Consider the following 18,957-nt stretch of genomic DNA (forward strand, 5'->3'; position numbering starts at 1 on the left):
CCTATGGGTCCCATCCGACCCATAGGACCTATTTTTTCATCTCCCGCAGCACCGCCTGCGCCACCGCCACCCCGTCCATGGCCGCCGAGACGATGCCCCCCGCATAACCCGCCCCTTCCCCGCAGGGAAAAAGCCCGGACACCTCCGGGTGCATGAGCGTCTCGCGGTCGCGCGGGATGCGCACCGGCGAACTCGTGCGCGACTCCGCGGCCAAAAGCGTGGCCTCGGCGCTGTCGAAGCCCTTGTGCTTGGCGCCCAGGATGGACAGGCCCTCGCGCAGGGCCCGGGCCACGAAGCCGGGCAGCAGCTCGTGCAGCGGGGCCGCGTATACCCCGGGGATGTAGGAGGTCTTGCCCAGGACCCCGGACAGCCGCCCGGCTAGGAAATCCGGCACGCGCTGGGCCGGGGCGCGCTGCGTCGTCCCGTCGCCGGCCCGGAACATGTCCTGCTCCACCGAAGCCTGGAACCGCAGCAAGGCCAGGGGATCGCGTTCCGCTACGTCGTCGGGCCGGACCTCGGCCACCAGTCCGGCGTTGGCGAAGGGCGCGCTGCGGCTGGCCAGGCTCATGCCGTTCAGGACCAGTTCGCCCGGCGCCGTGGAGGCCGGAACCACGAACCCACCCGGACACATGCAGAAAGAGAAGACGCCCCGCTCGGCCGTCTGGCAGGCCAGCCGGTAGCTGGCCGCGGGCAGGGCCGGATGGCGCGGCGACTGGTGGTAGAACATGCGGTCCACCAGCGCCTGCGGGTGTTCGATGCGCACGCCCAGGGCAAAGGGCTTGGCCTCGATGCGCACACCCTGCCGCTGCAGGAGATGGTAGACGTCGCGGGCCGAATGCCCTGTGGCCAGGATCACGGCGTCGCCCTCGACGCTCTCCCCGCCCGCCAGGCGCACGCCCCGCACCCTACCCCCGTCGAGGAGGAGGTCGGACACGTGGGCCCCAAAATGAATCTCACCGCCGGCGGCCACAATGGCCTCGCGCATGCCCCGCACGAGCCGCGGCAGGACGTTGGAGCCCAGATGCGGGTGGGCATCCACGCGGATGTCTTCCGATGCCCCGAAGGACACGAAGAGGTCCAGGATGCGGTCCACGTCGCCGCGCTTGGTGGCGCGGGTGTAGAGCTTGCCGTCGGAATAGGTGCCGGCCCCGCCCTCGCCGAAGCAGTAGTTGGAATGCGGGTCGATGAGCCCTTCGGAATAGATCCTCTTCACGTCCTTGAGGCGCGAGCGCACGTCCCGGCCGCGCTCCAGAAGCACGGGCCTGATGCCCGCCTCCAGAAGCGTCAGGGCGGCGAAGTACCCGCCGGGCCCGGCCCCGACCACCACCGCCCGTTTCCCGCCAAGCGGAGCCGGCCGGAAGATCGAGGCGCCCCGTTCCTCCCCGCCCACGGCCACGCGCAACTGAAAGCGCGGCATGCGGGCGCGGGCGTCGATGGAGCGGCGCACCACGCGCACGGGCGCGGGGTCGCTGTCCGGGCGCCCGGCCTTGGCCAGGGCGTGAGCGCGGATGTGCGCGGCGTCGCCGATCCGGTCGGGTTCGACCAGGATCTCGACATGAACCGTGTCGGTCGTCGATGTCCGTTGATTCGTCAAAACCATTCCTCCCGCATGAGCAGCGCCCGGGACAGGGACGGGTACATGGCCGCGGCCCCCCCGCGCACGTCGTCCTCGGGCACGGCCAGATCCGGGACCATGATGGCCCGGGCGCCGGACGCGATGGCCGCCCGCATGCCGGGGTTCGAGTCCTCGAACACGACGCAGTCCGCCGCGCGCACCCCGAGGCAGGCGCTGGCCCGGTGGTAGATGTCCGGGTCCGGCTTGGGGCGCTCGACCTGCTCGACGGTCATCGTGGCCGCAAAGCGGAAGAGCTCGGGCCAGGCCTCGCGGTTGCGCTCCACGGCCTCGCGCGACGAGGACGTGGCCAGGGCCATGGGCACGCCCTGCCCTTCGAGCCACAGCACCATCTCCAGGGCGCCCTCCTTGGGCGGGATGGCCGCCGTCCTGCGCTCTGCCTCGCGCGCCGCCTTCCAGTTGCGCCGGAACTCGTCGAGGGGAAAATCCTTAAACCACTGAGTGAGCTTTTGCTCGCACAGCACATTGGGCACGCCCACGAGATGGGCGTAGTGCGCGTCGTCGAGATCGAAACCCAGCAGGGCGGCCTCGCGTTGCCAGATCCGCTTGAGGGTGACCTCGGTGTCGAGAAGCAGGCCGTCCATGTCGAAGAGGACGGCCGCGGGGCGTTTGGTGTTCATGGGGTAAGGAGCTAAGGCCGAACGGGGCAGGAAGCAAGAGTCAAATCGACCGGTAGGACAGCGTCGACTGCGGCGCCCCGAGTCAGCGCCCTGCGGCGGAAGGAACGGAAACGAAGCACTGGCGCACGACCCGCCCCCAATAGGGGTCGTCGAACTCGTCCTGGGAGTACTCGCACCCCGTGAATTCGTCGATGACTCGGCACCAGAAGCAGGTGGCGTACCCCGCATCCCGAAGCTGCTTGACCTGCCAGGGGCCTGGGTGCGCCGCGAAAATGCGGCTCGCGAAATCCTTGCCCAGGCGGCGCCCCCGCATGGACGGCACGATGTAGAACTCGCAGACCTCGCAGCCCTCCCCTTCCGCGACCTTGATGGCGGCGAAGCCGACGGGGGAACCGTCGACGTGAAGCAGATAGCCCCTGACAGGCCCGCCCAGGGCCGTGTCGAGGTCGAACAGCCCATCCGGGCCGGGAAGCTTGCCGGTGATGGCCGAGAATTCGGCTTCGTAGGCCTGGCAGAGGTTCAAATAGACGTGGATGTTTGCGTCGTCGACGTCGCGTATTTCCATGAAAGGCCTCCCTGCAGCGTGAAGAAACCCGCTGATGTCCCGACGCGTCCACACTGTCAACCGCATGGGGCCGATGCGACGGCGGGAGCCTGAACGGGCGATGATGCCGCCGATCCGCCTTGATCCCCGCGGCCATCCTGGGCTAGGCTCACGTTTCAACGCCAACACCGAAGGACACACATGAAATTCCTGGTCTCGCAGATGACGGCTTTGGTCAACCGCGCCAAGCAGCGAAGCAACACGCGCCTCATGAACAGATTCCTGCTCATCCTGCTCGGCTTCTTCCTCTTCTACACCGTCATCTTCCACTTCGTCATGGCCTACGAAGGGCAGAAGCACTCCTGGCTCACGGGCCTGTACTGGACCCTGACGGTCATGAGCACCCTGGGCTTCGGCGACATCACCTTCACCTCGGACCTGGGACGCCTCTTCTCCATCATCGTCATGCTGAGCGGCGTCGTCTTCCTGCTCATTGTCTTCCCCTTCACCTTCATCCAGTTCTTCTACGCGCCCTGGCTGGACGCCCAGAACAGGGCCAGGGCCCCGCGCTTCGTGCCCGAAGGTGTCCGCGGCCACGTCATCCTGACCCATTTCGACGCCGTCTCCCTCAACCTGGTCGACAAACTCGACCAGTACGGCATCCCCAACGTCATCCTCGTGGCCGATCTGCAGCAGGCCCTGAACCTGCACGACACGGGCCTCAACGTGGTCGTGGGGGAAGTCGACGACCCCGAGACCTACAACCGGCTGCGCGTCCACGACGCGGCCATGGTCGTGGTCATGAACGACGACGTGGCCAGCACGAACATCATCTTCACCATCCGCGAGGTCAACGACACCGTGCCGGTCATCGCCAACGCCGACATGGAGGACTCCGTCGACATCCTCGACCTGGCGGGCAGCACGCACACCTTCCAGTTCACCAAAAAACTGGGGGAAGTCCTGGCCGGACGGGTCCTGGGGCTGAACACGAAGGCCAACGTCATCGGCGCCTTCAACGAACTGCTCATCGCCGAGGCTCCGGTCTCGGACTCGCCGCTGCAGGGCAAGACCCTGGCCGAAAGCCACCTGCGCGAACTGACCGGGGTCAATGTCGTCGGCGTGTGGGAAAAGGGCCGGATCGGGCTTCCGGGTCCGCGGACCGTCATCGGGGCGTCGACGATCCTGGTCCTGGCCGGTTCGCGGGCGCAGCTGGACGGCTACGACAGGCTCGTCGGCGCGGGGGAACGCGATCCCGAAAACCGGGGGCCGGTTCTGATCCTCGGCGGCGGACGGGTCGGGATGTCCGTCGCCCAGACCCTGGCCGGGCGGGGCATCGATTACCGGATCGTGGAAAAAAAGGCACCGAAAACAGGGGGCGACGAGCGCCTCATCCTCGGCAGTGCGTCGGATCTGGACGTCCTCATCCAAGCGGGCATCCAGGACACGCCCTCCATCATCATCACCACCCACGACGACGACCTGAACATCTTCCTGACCATCTACTGCCGCCGCCTGCGACCCGACGCCCAGATCATCAGCAGGGCCAGCCTGGACCGCAACGTCAACACCATGCACCGCGCCGGGGCCAACCTCGTCATGTCCTACGCGTCGCTGTGCACCACAACCATCATCAACCTGCTCAAGCCCGAAAAGCTGCTCGTGATCTCCGAAGGACTGAACATCTTCCGCTCCCAGCCGGGCACGGCCATCATCGGCAAGGCCCTGCGGGATCAGGACATCCGCGAGGAAACAGGCTGCAGCGTCATCGCCATCAGGCGCGGCGAAAGCATGCTCATCAACCCCGACCCCGATACCGTCACGGAAGCGAAGGACGAACTCATCCTCATCGCCACGGCCGAAGCCGAGAAGAAATTCACGGAGCGGTATCAGGGGCCCGTCGGCATGCGAAAATAAAGCACTCGGCGGACGCAATGCCCGTCGCCGCCCAAACCGCCGTTCGAACTCCAGGCCTGCCTCACCCGCACGTCCCCGCCCGGGTCATGCGTCACGTCAATTCATGCCGCTTCTTACATATTTCTACGAAAAAACATTGATTCGCACTGAAGTTTCAGTGTATCGTCTTGTAAAATTCATTATTTTCTATTTACATTACTGAAATATTAACAATTTTAAATTCAAGCATCCGTTTTTCGCAATGACGAGACTTCTGAGATGCATGTCATTATTCTCGATGACAGAAGCGTCATATCCTTCATACATGCTCATTAATGATATTTTTTCGCAATAAAGACACCCTGATTTGCCGCCATGACATCACAGCCCGCAACAAACATCTCGCATTCCGCACAGGGCCGCGCACACGGCAATTCGGAGTCACGGCCCGGACGGCAGATTTCCGGCAGGCTCGCCGAATATTCCCGTACAACAGCCATCGAAACGGAAGGGGGAATTCGATGAAAAAATTCCTGAAACCGACCCTCTTGATCGTATTTGGGATTGTGATCGGTTTTCCAATCTTCAGCATGACATACTACACCATGGTGAGGACAAGCACTCCGCAATTCTGCGCATCGTGCCACGAAATCCAGTGGGCCTACGATACCTGGAAGACATCGACGCATGTGAACAACCTTCAAGGCTTTGTAGCGGACTGCATGGATTGTCACCTTCCTGCGCCGCATGACACGGTGAATTTCTTCTATATGAAGACTGTGCATGGAATCAAAGACGTCGTCGCGCATTTCATGATGGATTCTCCAGATGACTACGACCATGGGGAAAACCGCAGGAAAGCCTACGCGTCATTCAAAAATGACCAATGTCTCAAATGTCACCGCAACATCCAATACATCCCCAACAAGCGAGGAGCGATGCTCGCTCACAAGCAGGTTCTCTATCCAATGGCAGGCATGGAGAAACGCTGCGTGGAATGCCACTACGACCTCGTGCATAACAACAGAAAAATCTACGACTACCACAGACTCGACTTGATCGCCAAAAGGTGAATATTTTCGACACGACAATTCTCAAGGAGGGAAGGAATGAAACACGCTGTATTTTCGATCCTCATCACCCTTTTTCTGCTCTGCCTTGCGTCCGGCGTCGGAGCGGACATGAGCAAGGTCAAGGAGTTCCGCATCGAACGCGGCATGTCCGAACAGGCCAAAGCCTGCATCGAGTGCCACAAGACAGAGACTCCCGGCCTCTTCGCCGACTGGGCGGGCAGCCGCCACGCCAACGCCAACATCAGCTGCCTGGACTGCCATCAGGCCGAGGAACATGACGCCGACGTTTCCGACCCCCACTACAAGCAGTACCAGCGGGACGACAACAAGTGGGGCAAGCAGGAATACCGCGTTCCCGTCGCCGCGGCGGTCACGCCCAAAGACTGCTCACGCTGCCACCCCGACGAGGTCAAGCAGTACGGCCGGAGCAAGCACGCCAACACCATCGAGATCATGTGGAAAATCGACCCCTGGCTCAACAAGGGCATGAACAGCGACTGGGAGCGCACGGCAGGCTGCTACTACTGCCACGGGACCGTGCTGAAGAAGGACGCCAAGGGCAACCTCGACGCATCGACCTGGCCCAACGTGGGCGTGGGCCGCGTGAACATGGACGGTTCCCTGGGCAGCTGCACCTCCTGCCACACCAGGCACCGCTTCTCCGTGGCCGAGGCACGCAAGCCGGAGGCATGCGGTCAGTGCCACCTCGGCCCCGACCACCCGCAAATCGAAATCTACACCGAGTCCAAGCACGGCGCCATCACCGAGACCAACAAGCATGAATATCGCTGGGACGCCGCTCCGGGCACCTGGACGGCCGGCGTCGACTACCGTTCGCCAAGCTGCGCGGCCTGCCACATGTCCGGCTCGGGCGAAGTCATCGGCTCGCATGACGTCACCGAGCGCCTCGGCTGGGAGCTGCAGGCCCCGCTGACCGTCCGGCCCCAGGACTTCGCGGCCTTTCCGGCCAAGACCAACTGGCAGGACGAACAGGAAAAGATGAAGAAGGTCTGCGTGCAGTGTCACAGCAAGAGCTGGGTGGACGCGCACTACGTCAAGACCGACCAGTCCGTGACCGAGTACAACGAGGTCTACTACAAGCCCGCCAAAGCCATGCTCGACGACTTGTACGCCAAAGGCCTTCTCGACAGCGGAAAATTCTTCGACGAGAAGCTCGAGGTCGAGTTCTACGAGCTCTGGCATCACGAAGGCCGCCGGGCCCGCATGGGCACGGCCATGATGGCCCCGGATTACACGTGGTGGCATGGTTTCTACGAATGCAAGCACCGCTACAACAACTTCATGGCCGAGGCGCGCCACCTCATCGCCACAGGCACCAAGGCCGAGATCTTCAAGGATTTCCCCAACGCCAACGGCGACACCACCAAGCCGCAGGTCATCTTCGGATCCAAGCAGTAGCCATCTGCGCCACGAACGAAAGCGGGGATTCGGGCTTGATGCCCGCATCCCCGCTTCCCTATTTCCGGCGCCCCCCGCCGCAGCGTGGGCCGGTATCGGGCAGGCGGAACCGTCACCGGCCCATGGCCCGTCTCAGGATGGACGTCAGCCGGTCATGGTCCAGGGCCACCGGATTGCCTTTCATGCTCGACGCCGCGGCGGCCTTGCGCGCAGCCTCGTCCACACGCTCGTCGTCCAGCCCGAGCGCGCGCAGGTCCCTGATCCCGAGGTCGGCGCACAGCGAACGGACGAACCGGACCCCGGCCGAGGCGTCCCTCTGTCCCGTCAGCAACCGGCTCGCCTCGGCATAGCGGTCCAGGGCCGGATGGTCCGGATCGGCAGCGTACAGGGCCGCGATGTTGGCCTCCATGACGTGCGGGAGCAGCGCTGCGCAGATCTCGCCGTGGGCGGCGCCGAGCATGGCGCCCAGGGGCGCGGCGAACCCGTGCACGGCCCCGAGCTTGGCGTTGGCCAGGGCCATGCCCGAGAAGAGGCTGGCCAGAGCCATGTCCGAACGCGCCGCCAAGTCCGTCCCGTCGGCCACGGCCCGGCGCAGGGAGCGTGCGGCGCGGACCATGCCGTCCCGGCACAGGGGGTCGGTCAGGGGGTTGGCGGCGTGGGAGACGAAGGCCTCCATGAGCTGGGTCAGGGCGTCCATGCCCGTGGCCGCGGTCTGCCTGGGAGGCAGGGTCACGGCCAACTCCGGATCGACCACGGCCAGACGGGGGATCATCTCGGGAGAGCGCAGGCTGACCTTCACCCCGTGCGCCCCTGACAGCAGCACGGCGTTGGCCGTGACCTCGGAGCCCGTCCCGGCCGTGGTCGGCGCGGCGATCAGGGGCAGGGGCGGGTGTTCGAGGGGCATGCCCCGCCCCACCACTTCGAGATAGTCGAAGACGTCCCGCGTGTTGGGCACAAGGGCGGCCATGGCCTTGCCCGCGTCCAGGACGCTACCGCCGCCCACGGCCACGACCGCGTCGCAGCCCCTGGTTCTGGCCGACAGGGCGTGCGCGGCAACGAAAGCGGCTTCGGGCTCTCCCTTTACGGGGATGACGAACACGTCGTCCATGACAGCGGACAGCGCTTCGGCCAGCCAGGCGCAGCCTTCGGGCCGGCTTCCGGTCACCAGCAGGCAACGCCTGCCCAGGCGGGAGGCCTGCGCGGCTATTTCCAGACGCGAGCCGGGGCCGAAAAGAACGCGGGCCGTGGAGAACGTGAACGCCATGGAACCTCCCATCTGCTCAAGGACGCGGTACGGCGGGAATCAACCGTCCGGACGGGATGTATACCCGGCCCTGCGCATCGCCACAACCCGGACTTTCCAGCCGCACGCCACGAAAAAAGCCGCGTCCTTGCGGAGGCGGCTTCTTTCCCGGCGCAGCGGCAACGCCTAAAGGTTGCGGTACATCTTCGCCCCGGGGGGCACGTCGTCCACGACCCACATGTTGCCGCCGATGACCGCGCCCTCGCCAATGGTGATGCGGCCGAGGATGGTCGCCCCGGAGTAGACCGTCACGTTGTCCTCGACGATGGGGTGGCGGGCGATGCCCTTGACCAGGTGCCCGTTCTCGCCCTTGGGGAAGCTCTTGGCTCCCAGGGTCACGCCCTGGTAGAGGCGGACGTTCCGGCCGATGATGCACGTCTCGCCGATGACCGTGCCCGTGCCGTGGTCGATGAAGAAGGACTCGCCGATGGTCGCGCCGGGATGGATGTCGATGCCCGTGGCCGAGTGGGCCATCTCGCTGATGATGCGCGGGATGAGCGGTACGCCGAGCTTGTGCAGCTCGTGGGCGATGCGGTGGTTGGTCACGGCCCGGATGGACGGGTAGCAGAAGATGGTCTCGCCGGGGTTCTTGGCCGCCGGGTCGCCTGCGAAGGCGGCCTGCACGTCCGTGGCCAGCAGCCGGCGCACGTGCGGCAGCGTCTGCAGGAACTGGTTGCACATGCTTTCGGCGCGCACGGCGCAGTCGGCCGAGCAGGCGTGCTCGTCCTTGTCGCAGGCGAAGCAGAAGCCGCGCTCGACCTGCTTGGTCAGCTCGCGGCGGACCTTCTCCAACTTGGAACCGACGAAATAGGCCATGTTCTCGGGAGTGATGAAGGGCTCCTTGAAAAAGCCGGGGAACAGCACCGAGCGCAGGCGCTCGACGATGTCCGAGAGGAGCTCCACCGAGGGCATGGGCGAGCCGAAGGACGGCTGGTGGTAGACGCCCATGTAGGATTCCGGGGCGCAGAGGCTTTCCACCACACCCGAAAGGACACTGTCGATCTTCAAATATTTTGCCATGATCAGCTCTGAGAAGCGAAAAGTTCGGTGGAAAGGTAGCGCTCGCCCGTGTCGCAAACGATGGCCGCGATGAGCTTGCCTTCCATCTGCGGCTCACGGGCCAGCTGCAGGGCAGCCCAGACGTTGGCGCCGGAGGAGATGCCACAGAGAATGCCCTCCTCGCGGGCCAGGGCGCGGGCCGTGGCCATGGCGTCCTCGTTGGTCACGGTGACGATGCGGTCGATGACCTTGCGGTTCAGCACCTCGGGCACGAAATTGGGGCCGATGCCCTGGATCTTGTGCGGCCCGGCCGTGCCCTGGCTCAGCAGCGGCGAGGCTGCCGGCTCTACGGCCACGGCCAGAAAACCGTCCTTGCGGCGTTTGAGGGTCCGGCCCACGCCGGTGATGGTCCCGCCCGTGCCCACGCCGGCCACAAGTGCGTCGATGCGGCCGTCGGTGTCGCGCCACAGCTCCTCGGCCGTGGTCCGCTCGTGCATGGCCGGGTTGGCCGGGTTGACGAACTGACCGGGCATGAAGGCGTCCTCCATGGAGGACAGGATCCTCTCGGCCTCGGCCACGGCTCCGGCCATGCCCTTGGCCGCCGGGGTGAGGACCAGCTCGGCGCCCATGGCGGCCAGCAGCATGCGCCGCTCGACGCTCATGGATTCGGGCATGGTCAGGATGAGGTGGTAGCCACGCACGGCGCAGACGAAGGCCAGGCCCACGCCCGTGTTGCCGCTGGTGGGCTCAACGAGGACGGTGCCGGGGCGGATGAGCCCGGCCCGCTCGGCTTCGTCGATCATGTTCAGGGCGATGCGGTCCTTGATGGACGACAAGGGGTTGTAGAATTCGAGCTTGACCACGACCTCGGCCAAACAGCCCTCGGTCATCCTGTTCAGCCGCACCAGGGGGGTGTTGCCGACCAGTTCGGTCATGGAGTTGGCGATCTTCATGTTTCCTCCTCGAAGCGGGAAAGCCTGGGCATGACCCATGGCCACGTCGAAGTCCAGACAAAAAAAACCGGCCAGAGGCCGGCGCACAACGCTGGGAGAGCGGAACTACTCCAGGCCCTTGGTGATGAAATCCAGGGACGTGAGGGCGTCCTTGAGGCGCTTGCCAGGCGAAAACTTGATGCCCCGGACCGGCCTGTCCGTCTCCTGCCCGGTCTCGGGGTCGACGGACTTGCGCGGGGCGCGGTCCACCACGGCCATGGTCCCGATGCCGGGCAGGGTGATCCTGTCTCCCTGGCTCAGGGACTCGGTCATGCTCTCCATCATGGCGTCCACGACGCGGGACGCCTCTTCGTCGGAATATCCCATCTCCTTGCGGAGCCGGTCAATCAAGTCGGTCCTTTCCATGTGAACCTCGGGGTTTGAGCGCGGGGAATGGCGATTTTCTATGATTCAGTATATAGGCAATCCAGGCGGGCCGGTAAAGACTTTCCTCAAGCTTTGTGAAATATTTATTAAAATGGCCGCGTCTGCATCTCATGCATATAAACGAGTATCGATTTGACACACCTTCCGGAGAATCCGCATGAAACATCGCCTCGTCGAAGAACGTGACGCCTGCGCCATCATCGCCTTTGTGGACAAGCGCGGCCGGGCCACCCACGCCAACATAGTGAAGACCATAGACGCCCTGAAGAAGATGGCCCACCGCTCGGGCGACATCAACAGCGAGGGCGACGGCTGCGGCGTCCTGACGGACATCCCGCGGGCCATCTGGGGGCAGCGCCTGCAGGACGCGGGATTGAGCCGCCACCTGAGCGAGAGCCGTGGCTTCTTCGTCGGCCACTTCTTCCTGCCCGCAGGCCCGGGGGCCGACGAGGCCAAGGAACGCGTGCGCGCCATCCTGACGGGCGAGGGCAGCGAAGTGCTCGTCGAGGCCGACGACCGCATGCAGCCCGGCGAACTGGGCCCCATGGCCCGGGCCGAGGCCCCTCTCTTCTGGCAGGTCTGCGGCCTGGTCCGCGACGAGACGCGCCAGGAAGGGGCCAGAAGGCTCTTCGCCATGCAGATGGCCGTCGAACGCGCCGCGCCCGAGGCCCACGTCTGCTCCTTGAGCCTCGACAGCGCCGTCTACAAGCTGCGCGGCACGCCCGACCTGCTGCCCCGCGTCTACCCCGACCTGCGCGACCCCGCCAGCAAGTCCATCATCACCCTGGGCCACAGCCGCTACTCCACCAACACCCTGCCTACGGCCGAGCGCGCCCAGCCCTTCTCGCTGCTGGGCCACAACGGCGAGATCAACACCATCGAGAAGATGCGCTCCTCGGCCCGGGACCTAGGCATCACCCCCACTCCCGGCGGCAGCGACTCCCAGGATCTGAACCGCATCCTGGAGGGACTCATCCACCTCCACGGCTTCGAGTTCATGGAGGCTCTGGAGATGGTCTTCCCGGCCATCCACTCTGAGGTGGAACACATGAGCCCGGAACTGCGGCGCATGTACGGGTTCTACCGCTGGTTCTTCATGCCCTCGGCCCAGGGGCCGGCGGCCGTGGTCTCGCGCTTCGGCGACACGTGCATGGGCAGCGTCGACGCCCTGGGGCTGCGGCCCCTGTGGTTCGGCGAGAGCGACTACGACTACTTCCTGTCCTCGGAAAAGGGCGTGGTGGACCTGCAGAACACCATCCACGACCCGCGCCCCCTGGCGCCCGGCGAAAAGATCGCCGTGGTCTCGGGGCCCGGCAAGCGCGGGGAGGTCGTGAACCACTGCGCCCTGCAGGAGCGCCTGCTGCGCCTCTTCCAGCAGGGGCGCCTGGCCCACCTGGCCGACAACCTGCACGGCGAGATTCCCGAGCCCATCCTGGCCTGCCCCGAAGGGTCCTGCCGCGACCTGCGCCGCTTCTTCCGGGACAGACAGGTCTTCGACGACCGGCCCGGCCACGACGCCACGACGGTCCTGGCAGCCTTCGGCTGGCGCAAGTACGACCAGGACATGCGCAAGCACGTGGCCGCCACGGGCAAGGGCCCCATCGGCTCCATGGGCCACCAGGGTCCCCTGGCCTGCCTGGAGGCCGACGGGCTGTCCAACCTCAGCGAGTATTTCAAGGAGAACGTGGCCGTGGTCACCAACCCGGCCATCGACCGCGAGCGCGAGGCCGAGCACTTCTCCACGGCCGTCATCCTCGGCGACCGGCCCGACAACCCCGACCGGCCGCCCGTGGGCCTGCGCCTGAAGACGCCCATCCTGCTGGGCGGCGAGTTCACGCCGGCCCTGTCCTCCCTGGACATCCTGGCCGTGTGCCGCGAGCACGGCACCCACACCCTGGAGCAGGTCCTGGACTTCTTCACGGCCCAGCAGCGCGACCCGTCGCGCCTGGCCATCCTGGACGCGACCTTCGTGCCCGAGGAGGGGCTTGAAAATCGCCTGGAAGCCATTGAGGCCGAGGCCCGGCAGGCAGTGTCGGCCGGGGCCGCCATCCTCGTCCTGGACGACAGCGCGAGCTTCGTGGACGGCCGCTGCTACATCGACCCCGGCCTGGCCACGGCCCGGCTGCGCCGAGCCGCCGAGTCCGGGCGCATCCCCCGCCTGCCGTCGATCATCGTACGCAGCGGCGCCATCCGCAACATGCACGACGTCATGTTCGTCCTGGGCCTGGGCGCGGCGGCCGTGAACCCCTACATGCTCTGGAAACAGGCCTACGCCCAGGCCGAGAACGCCGAAGGGCTGCAGCGCACCCTGTCAAACACCCTGACGGCCCTGCAGGCCAGCGTGGAGAAGATCATGTCGACCATGGGCATCCACGAGCTGTGCGGGTACGGCCGCATCTTCTCGTCCATCGGCCTCAAGGCCGAGCTGGCCGAAGTCTTCGGCTGCGCCAACTTCTGCTCGTCCAATGCTGCGGGGATGGGCTTCGCCGAACAGGAAAGCCGGGCCGCGCGGCGCATCGCTCTGGTCCGGGAGGGCTCTGAAGGCAAGCTGCCGGGCGACCCCAAGCGAAACGCCCGCGTCGGCAAGATCCTGCGCTCCGTGGCCGTGGGCAAGACCGGCTACCTGCAGATGGCCGAGGGCCTGGAGGAGGTGGACCGCGACACCCCCGTGGGCCTACGCCATCTCCTGGACATCGCCCCGCGCAGCGCAGCCCCCCTGCCCCTGGAGGCAGTAGACATCTCCGTCGGCCAGCACGCCATGCCGTTGCTGATCTGCGCCATGTCCTTCGGCTCCCAAGGCGAAAGCTCATTTAGGGCCTACGCCGAAGCCGCGCGCAAGGTGAACATCATCTGCATGAACGGCGAAGGCGGCGAGATCCCGGACATGCTCGGCAAGTACCGCGAGAACCGGGGCCAGCAGGTGGCCTCGGGCCGTTTCGGCGTGTCCATCGAACTGCTGAACTCGGCCCGGTACCTCGAAATCAAGATCGGCCAGGGCGCCAAGCCCGGCGAAGGCGGCCACCTGCCCGGCTCCAAGGTCACGGACATGGTCGCCCAGGCCCGGCACTGCAAGCCCGGCATCGCCCTCATCTCGCCCTCGAACCACCACGACATCTACTCCATCGAGGACCTCTGCCAGATCATCACGGAGCTCAAGACCGCCAACCCCGGCGCGCGCATCTCCGTCAAGATCCCGGTCACCAGCGGCGTGGCCACCATCGCCGTGGGCGTGGCCAAGGCCGGGGCGCACATCGTCAACATCAGCGGCTTCGAGGGCGGCACGGGCGCGGCCCGCGAACACGCCAAGAAGTACGTGGGCCTGCCCGTCGAGATCGGCGTGACCCAGGCCCACCGCGGCCTGGTGGAGGCGGGCCTGCGCCGCCAGGTCGAGATCTGGTGCGACGGCGGCGTGCGCTCGGGGGCCGACGTGGTCAAGCTCGTCTGCCTCGGCGCAGACCGCGTCGGCGTGGGCACCGTGGCGCTGATGGGCGTGGGCTGCATCAGCTGCGAGCAGTGCCACCTGGACGTCTGCCCGCGCGGCATCTCCACCCAGCTGCGCAGCATCGAGGAGGCGCAGCAGCGCGGCGTGAAGCTCTTCAAGCCCCTGCAGGGCGAGGTCGAGGCCGAGAACCTGGCCCGGCTCCTGCGCGCCTTCGGCGACCAGATCCGCCACATCCTGGCTGGCCTGGGAGAGAGGCGCCTGGCCGACCTGGTGGGCCGCACGTACCTCCTGGTCCAGGCCCGTGGCAAGGACAAGGTGGACCTGACGGACCTCCTCGTCCCGGCGCCCATGGACGCCATGCAGGCCTACTGCCCGGTGCCGCGCATCGTGCGCAAGCCCCTGGACAACCTGACGCGGCTCATCTCCGACATGGCCCTCTCCACGGCCCGCGACGGCTGCGGCTACGTGCAGTACCGTGAGGAGAACGTGCGCTCCGTGGACCGGGCCGTGGGCACCTACCTGGCCGGGGCCATGGTCCGCGAGGGCGACGGCGCCAAGGTCGACCTCATGCTCGACTCCTCGGTGCCGGGCAACGGCCTGTGCGCCTTCAACGTCGACGGCATCAGCACCTGCGTCCAGGGCGGCGGCCAGGACGGCATCGCCAAGGGCGCGCGCGGCGGCCGGGTCTGCATCCTGAAAGGGGCCAACATCCTGGGTCAGCGCGTGGACGGCTCAGTGGGCAAGTCCCTGGCCTACGGCGCCCTGTCCGGGACCGTCGTGGTCCAGAACTTCGCCGACTCCCGTGCCTGCATCCGCATGTCCGGCGCCGACGCCATCTTCGGCGGCCGCATCACCGCCCCCGTACGCGACGAGCTGGGCAACATCGCCTCGCGCGCGCATCTGAAGGGCTTCGCCTTCGAGTACATGACCGGCGGCCGGGCCGTGGTCCTGGGCGACCCGGGCCCGTGGATGTGCGCGGGCATGACCGGCGGCGTCGTCTACCAGTGCCTCTACCCGGAACACGGCTTCGGCCGCGAGAACCTGAAGCACCGCTTCGCCCGCGGCGCCCACGTGGTCATCCGCGGACTCGACGGCGACGACGCGGAGCAGATCAGGGAGCTTCTGGGCAAATACACGGCATCCCTGCGCCAGAGCTTCCAGGACGCCGAGGCCGACCTGGTCCAGGCCCTGGCCGACGAGGCCGAAAGCCGCTTCGTGAAGGTCGTGCCGGGTTCGAGCACCGGCATCAAACCGGAATAGAAACGCCCACGGCGCCGGGCAACCCGCCCGGCGCCGTGTTTCCCGCCTTCCCTCCCCAGCATCCTCCGCCCCGCGCAGCGCACAGCGCGCCCCGGCACGCCGGGCCGCGCAGGCGCGGTTCGGAACTTTATTTCCAACGACTTGACGTTATCCTTTCCCCGCTACTACAACTGCCGCGCAAGAAAAGATTATCGGTGGAGCGCCATCACAATGGCGATCCGCCAACTCCCTGTGCCAGGTGGCACTGTGCGCGCCTCCCAACAGGACGGCGGCGCAGACCGGAGCAGCGCGGCCGCCGGCTTTACAAGAGCCGCTGCGGGGGCGCGACGTTGGGTCATTCTCCAATCAGCTAACGTTTTTCACAGGGGTGTTGTGCATGAAAAAGTGCGTTGTCCTGGTCGTGCTGTGTCTGGTGCTGTCATCGCTTACGGTCTGCGCTGCGGAGTACAAGGCGGAATACCGCCTGTCCACGGTGCTCGGTCCCGCCTTCCCGTGGGGCCGCGCCGCCGAGCGCTGGGCAAACCTGGTCCGTGAAAAGACCGAAGGCCGCATCAACATCAAGGTCTATCCGGGCACCAGCCTCGTCGGCGGCGACCAGACCAAGGAATTCACGGCCATCCGCCAGGGTGTGATCGACCTGGCCGTCGGCTCGTCCATCAACTGGTCCCCCCAGATCAAGCAGCTCAACCTCTTCTCCCTGCCCTTCCTCATGCCAGACGAGAAGGCCTTCGACGCCCTCATCTCCGGCCCCGTGGTCGAGGACCTCTTCGCCATCCTCGACAAGCAGGGCGTGGTTCCCCTGGCCATCGGCGAGAACGGGTTCCGCGAGCTGTCCAACTCCAAGCAGCCCGTCACGTCCCCGGCCGACCTGAAGGGCCTCAAGATCCGCGTCGTCGGCTCCCCCATCTTCATCGACGGCTTCACGGCCCTGGGCGCCAACCCGACCCAGATGAGCTGGGCCGACGCGCAGCCGGCCCTGGCCACCAAGGCCGTGGACGGGCAGGAGAACCCGCTGTCCGTGTTCAACGCCGCCAAGCTGCACACCGTCGAGCAGAAGTACCTGACCCTGTGGGGCTACATGGCCGATCCCCTGTTCTTCGTCGTCAGCAAGACCGTGTGGGCCCAGTGGAGCGAAGCGGACCGCGCCGTCGTGGCCGAAGCGGCCAGACAGGCCGCGGCCGAAAACCTGGTCGACGCGCGCAAGGGCATCACGCCCGAGGACGACGCCCTGCTCAAGGAAATCGAGAAGAACGGCGTGACCATCACCCGCCTGACGGACGAACAGCGCAAGCCGTTCCGCGAGGCCACCCGGCCCGTGTTCGACAAGTGGGCGGAGATCGTCGGCAAGGATCTGGTGAAGAAGGCCGAAGACGCCATCGCCGCATCCCGTTAGGGACCGGACGGCCCGCCCCCGCGGCGGGCCGCTTCCGTTTGCAGGGGCGCGTGCGCCCCGTTCATTGACGCATTCCAAGGATTTTTCGTCATGGAACCCACCAAGAAACAGCCGGCCCGCATCGAGCGGGCCCTGGCCGCGCTGGTCATGGCCGCGCTGACGCTCATCACCGGCGCCAACGTCGTCATGCGCTACTGCACCAACATCTCCTTCGCCATGACCGAAGAGGTCTCGGTCTTCCTGCTCATGGTCCTGACCCTCGTCGGAGCAGTGTCCGCCTTCGCCGAAGGGCGGCATGTGCGCATCACCCTGTTCGTCAACGCCCTGCCCGTCGGCGGCCGCAAGGTATGCGACGCGCTGGCCTGGTGCTGCAACGTGGCCATGTTCGCCATGCTGACGTGGCTCGGCGCCCTGGCGGCCTGGGACGACTTCGCCTTCGAGGTGACCTCGCCGGCCCTGGGCGTGCCGCAATGGTGGTACAGCTGCTGGCTGCCGGCGTTCGCGGCGGTCATCGTGCTGCGCCTGGTCCTCAACCTTTTCAGGCGGGGGGAACAGGCATGACCATGCTCCTCTTCGGACTCTTCGCGGTCATGATGCTCATGGGCGTGCCGCTGGCCACGGCCATGGGGCTGTCCGGCGCAGCGGCCATCGCCGCGGCCAAGCTCGGACTCCTGTCCGTACCCATCAGCGTCTACACCGGCGTGGCCAAGTACCCGTTGCTGGCCATTCCCATGTTCGTCTTCGCGGGCATGGTCTTCGAACGCTCGGGCGTGGCCCTGCGCCTGGTCAACTTCACCGTGGCCCTGGTCGGCCCCCTGCGCGGAGGCCTGGCCGTGGCGGCCATTCTGGTCTGCATGGTCCTGGGCGGCATCTCCGGGTCGGGCCCGGCCGACGCCGCGGCGGTGGCCATGGTCATGATCCCGGGCATGGCGGCCGCCGGATACCCGAAGGCCTTCTCGTCGAGCCTCATCGCCGCCGCCGGGTCCACGGCCATCCTCATCCCGCCGTCCATCGCCTTCATCCTCTACAGCGTGCTCGTGCCGCAGGCGTCCGTGCCGGCCCTGTTCGCGGCCGGCCTCATCCCCGGCTTCCTGGCGGGCCTGGCGCTGGTCATCCCGGCCTGGGCCCTGTCCGTGCGCCACGGCTTCGGCCTCGTCGAGGACGGCGCATCCTGCGGGAGCATCCTCATCGCCTTCAAGGAGGCGGTCTGGGGGCTGCTCGCCCCGGTCATCATCCTGGGCGGCATCAGGTCCGGTTACTTCACCCCGACGGAGGCTGCCGTGGCCGCGGTCTTCTACGGCCTGTTCGTCGGCTTTTTCGTCTATCGCACCCTGACCCTGCGCAGCATGTACGAACTGCTGGTCGAATCGGCCGAGGTTTCGGCCGTGGTCATGTTGATCATCGCCCTGTCCTCTGTCTTCGCCTGGGCCGGCAGCACGCTGGGCGCCTTCGAGGCCATGGGCCACGCGCTGATCGGCGTCTCGACCAACGAAACGGTCACCCTGCTGGCCGTGATCGTGGTGCTGTTCATCGCCGGCATGTTTCTGGACGGCGTGTCCATCCTGTTCATCTTCATCCCCATCCTGCTGCCCGTGATGGCCCATTTCGGCTGGAACGCCGTATGGTTCGGCGTGCTCATGACCATGAGCCTGGCCATCGGGCAGTTCACCCCGCCCCTGGCCCTCAACCTCATGGTCACGACGCGCATCGCGGGCATCGGCATGGAGGAGACCGTACCGTGGGTGCTGTGGTTCGTGCTGGCCATGACCCTCGCCATGCTGCTGGTCATGTTCGTGCCGCAACTGACGCTCCTGGTGCCGGGCTACCTGGGATACCTCTGATCCTGCCGGAGATGGCCGGGACCACGCGCCCCGGCCATGCCGGGGCGCTGGTTTCGCCGCCTGCGGCGTTTCCGAACGGCAGCCGGAAGCGGTGCGCGGCCCGTACTCGCGGAAGCGCCGCACGCGCCGTCGTCACCCGGCCTCGCCGGATACGG

14 protein-coding genes are annotated in these 18,957 nt (G+C 66.3%); 7 read left to right on the forward strand and 7 right to left on the reverse strand.

All coding sequences use genetic code 11. The features are described from left to right. Positions 1-28 precede the first annotated feature (28 nt). The 3 genes from G394_RS0108535 to G394_RS18550 all read right to left on the reverse strand — a co-directional run bounded on the left by G394_RS0108535 (position 29) and on the right by G394_RS18550 (position 2,818). Complete coding sequence (locus G394_RS0108535) at positions 29-1,594, reverse strand: NAD(P)/FAD-dependent oxidoreductase (RefSeq protein ID WP_028577301.1); 1,566 nt, start codon at positions 1,592-1,594, stop codon at positions 29-31. After that, a complete protein-coding gene (locus G394_RS0108540) occupies positions 1,591-2,253 on the reverse strand; it encodes an HAD family hydrolase (RefSeq protein WP_028577322.1) in 663 nt (220 codons plus the stop codon). Before G394_RS0108540 ends, G394_RS0108535 begins: the two co-directional genes overlap by 4 nt. 82 nt (positions 2,254-2,335) lie before the next feature. Beyond that, the gene (locus G394_RS18550) at positions 2,336-2,818 is read right to left on the reverse strand and encodes a GNAT family N-acetyltransferase (RefSeq protein ID WP_043775173.1); all 483 of its coding nucleotides are present in this window, start codon (positions 2,816-2,818) and stop codon (positions 2,336-2,338) included. 180 nt (positions 2,819-2,998) lie between these two features. Between G394_RS18550 and G394_RS0108550 the strand changes: the two genes are divergently transcribed. The 3 genes from G394_RS0108550 (at position 2,999) to G394_RS0108560 (ending at position 7,185) form a co-directional block, all read left to right on the forward strand. Continuing rightward, on the forward strand, positions 2,999-4,714 hold the full coding sequence (locus G394_RS0108550; protein WP_028577302.1) for a potassium channel family protein: 1,716 nt from the start codon (positions 2,999-3,001) through the stop codon (positions 4,712-4,714). Between the two features lie 500 nt (positions 4,715-5,214). Then, positions 5,215-5,766, forward strand: coding sequence for a cytochrome c3 family protein (locus G394_RS0108555; protein WP_028577303.1), 552 nt, complete (start codon positions 5,215-5,217; stop codon positions 5,764-5,766). Between the two features lie 36 nt (positions 5,767-5,802). Continuing rightward, on the forward strand, positions 5,803-7,185 hold the full coding sequence (locus G394_RS0108560) for a multiheme c-type cytochrome (protein WP_028577304.1): 1,383 nt from the start codon (positions 5,803-5,805) through the stop codon (positions 7,183-7,185). Between the two features lie 112 nt (positions 7,186-7,297). Here G394_RS0108560 and G394_RS0108565 read toward each other — a convergent pair whose 3' ends face one another. The 4 genes from G394_RS0108565 to G394_RS18555 all read right to left on the reverse strand — a co-directional run bounded on the left by G394_RS0108565 (position 7,298) and on the right by G394_RS18555 (position 10,890). Then, positions 7,298-8,449, reverse strand: coding sequence for an iron-containing alcohol dehydrogenase (locus G394_RS0108565; RefSeq protein ID WP_028577305.1), 1,152 nt, complete (start codon positions 8,447-8,449; stop codon positions 7,298-7,300). Between the two features lie 165 nt (positions 8,450-8,614). After that, a complete protein-coding gene (gene epsC, locus G394_RS0108570; protein WP_028577306.1) occupies positions 8,615-9,508 on the reverse strand; it encodes a serine O-acetyltransferase EpsC in 894 nt (297 codons plus the stop codon). Between the two features lie 2 nt (positions 9,509-9,510). Continuing rightward, the gene (cysK, locus tag G394_RS0108575) at positions 9,511-10,440 is read right to left on the reverse strand and encodes a cysteine synthase A (protein WP_028577307.1); all 930 of its coding nucleotides are present in this window, start codon (positions 10,438-10,440) and stop codon (positions 9,511-9,513) included. A 105-nt stretch (positions 10,441-10,545) separates the two neighbouring features. Next, entirely contained in the window at positions 10,546-10,890 is a 345-nt protein-coding gene (locus G394_RS18555; protein ID WP_342663412.1) for an HU family DNA-binding protein, read from the reverse strand. Positions 10,891-11,023: 133 nt separating this feature from the next. Between G394_RS18555 and G394_RS0108585 the strand changes: the two genes are divergently transcribed. The 4 genes from G394_RS0108585 to G394_RS0108600 all read left to right on the forward strand — a co-directional run bounded on the left by G394_RS0108585 (position 11,024) and on the right by G394_RS0108600 (position 18,802). After that, positions 11,024-15,568 (forward strand): glutamate synthase-related protein, encoded by a 4,545-nt coding sequence (locus G394_RS0108585; protein ID WP_028577308.1) that lies wholly within the window; start codon positions 11,024-11,026, stop codon positions 15,566-15,568. Positions 15,569-15,944: 376 nt separating this feature from the next. After that, on the forward strand, positions 15,945-16,961 hold the full coding sequence (locus G394_RS0108590; protein ID WP_028577309.1) for a DctP family TRAP transporter solute-binding subunit: 1,017 nt from the start codon (positions 15,945-15,947) through the stop codon (positions 16,959-16,961). A 90-nt stretch (positions 16,962-17,051) separates the two neighbouring features. Beyond that, positions 17,052-17,522 carry a TRAP transporter small permease gene (locus G394_RS0108595; protein ID WP_028577310.1) on the forward strand — a complete coding sequence of 157 codons (471 nt, stop codon included), beginning with the start codon at positions 17,052-17,054 and terminating at the stop codon, positions 17,520-17,522. Next, positions 17,519-18,802 carry a TRAP transporter large permease gene (locus G394_RS0108600; RefSeq protein WP_028577311.1) on the forward strand — a complete coding sequence of 428 codons (1,284 nt, stop codon included), beginning with the start codon at positions 17,519-17,521 and terminating at the stop codon, positions 18,800-18,802. The genes G394_RS0108595 and G394_RS0108600 overlap by 4 nt, the downstream gene beginning before the upstream one ends. The last annotated feature ends 155 nt before the right edge of the window (positions 18,803-18,957 follow it).

Source organism: Desulfomicrobium escambiense DSM 10707 (assembly GCF_000428825.1).
GTDB lineage: Bacteria > Desulfobacterota > Desulfovibrionia > Desulfovibrionales > Desulfomicrobiaceae > Desulfomicrobium > Desulfomicrobium escambiense.

Bases quoted from the DNA above. Each gene is read 5' to 3' on its own strand.
- G394_RS0108540 (WP_028577322.1), bottom strand. From the start codon at position 2,253: ATGAACACCAAACGCCCCGCGGCCGTCCTCTTCGACATGGACGGCCTG.
- G394_RS18550 (WP_043775173.1), bottom strand. From the start codon at position 2,818: ATGGAAATACGCGACGTCGACGACGCAAACATCCACGTCTATTTGAAC.
- G394_RS0108550 (WP_028577302.1), top strand. From the start codon at position 2,999: ATGAAATTCCTGGTCTCGCAGATGACGGCTTTGGTCAACCGCGCCAAG.
- G394_RS0108555 (WP_028577303.1), top strand. From the start codon at position 5,215: ATGAAAAAATTCCTGAAACCGACCCTCTTGATCGTATTTGGGATTGTG.
- G394_RS0108560 (WP_028577304.1), top strand. From the start codon at position 5,803: ATGAAACACGCTGTATTTTCGATCCTCATCACCCTTTTTCTGCTCTGC.
- G394_RS0108565 (WP_028577305.1), bottom strand. From the start codon at position 8,449: ATGGCGTTCACGTTCTCCACGGCCCGCGTTCTTTTCGGCCCCGGCTCG.
- epsC (WP_028577306.1), bottom strand. From the start codon at position 9,508: ATGGCAAAATATTTGAAGATCGACAGTGTCCTTTCGGGTGTGGTGGAA.
- cysK (WP_028577307.1), bottom strand. From the start codon at position 10,440: ATGAAGATCGCCAACTCCATGACCGAACTGGTCGGCAACACCCCCCTG.
- G394_RS0108585 (WP_028577308.1), top strand. From the start codon at position 11,024: ATGAAACATCGCCTCGTCGAAGAACGTGACGCCTGCGCCATCATCGCC.
- G394_RS0108590 (WP_028577309.1), top strand. From the start codon at position 15,945: ATGAAAAAGTGCGTTGTCCTGGTCGTGCTGTGTCTGGTGCTGTCATCG.
- G394_RS0108595 (WP_028577310.1), top strand. From the start codon at position 17,052: ATGGAACCCACCAAGAAACAGCCGGCCCGCATCGAGCGGGCCCTGGCC.
- G394_RS0108600 (WP_028577311.1), top strand. From the start codon at position 17,519: ATGACCATGCTCCTCTTCGGACTCTTCGCGGTCATGATGCTCATGGGC.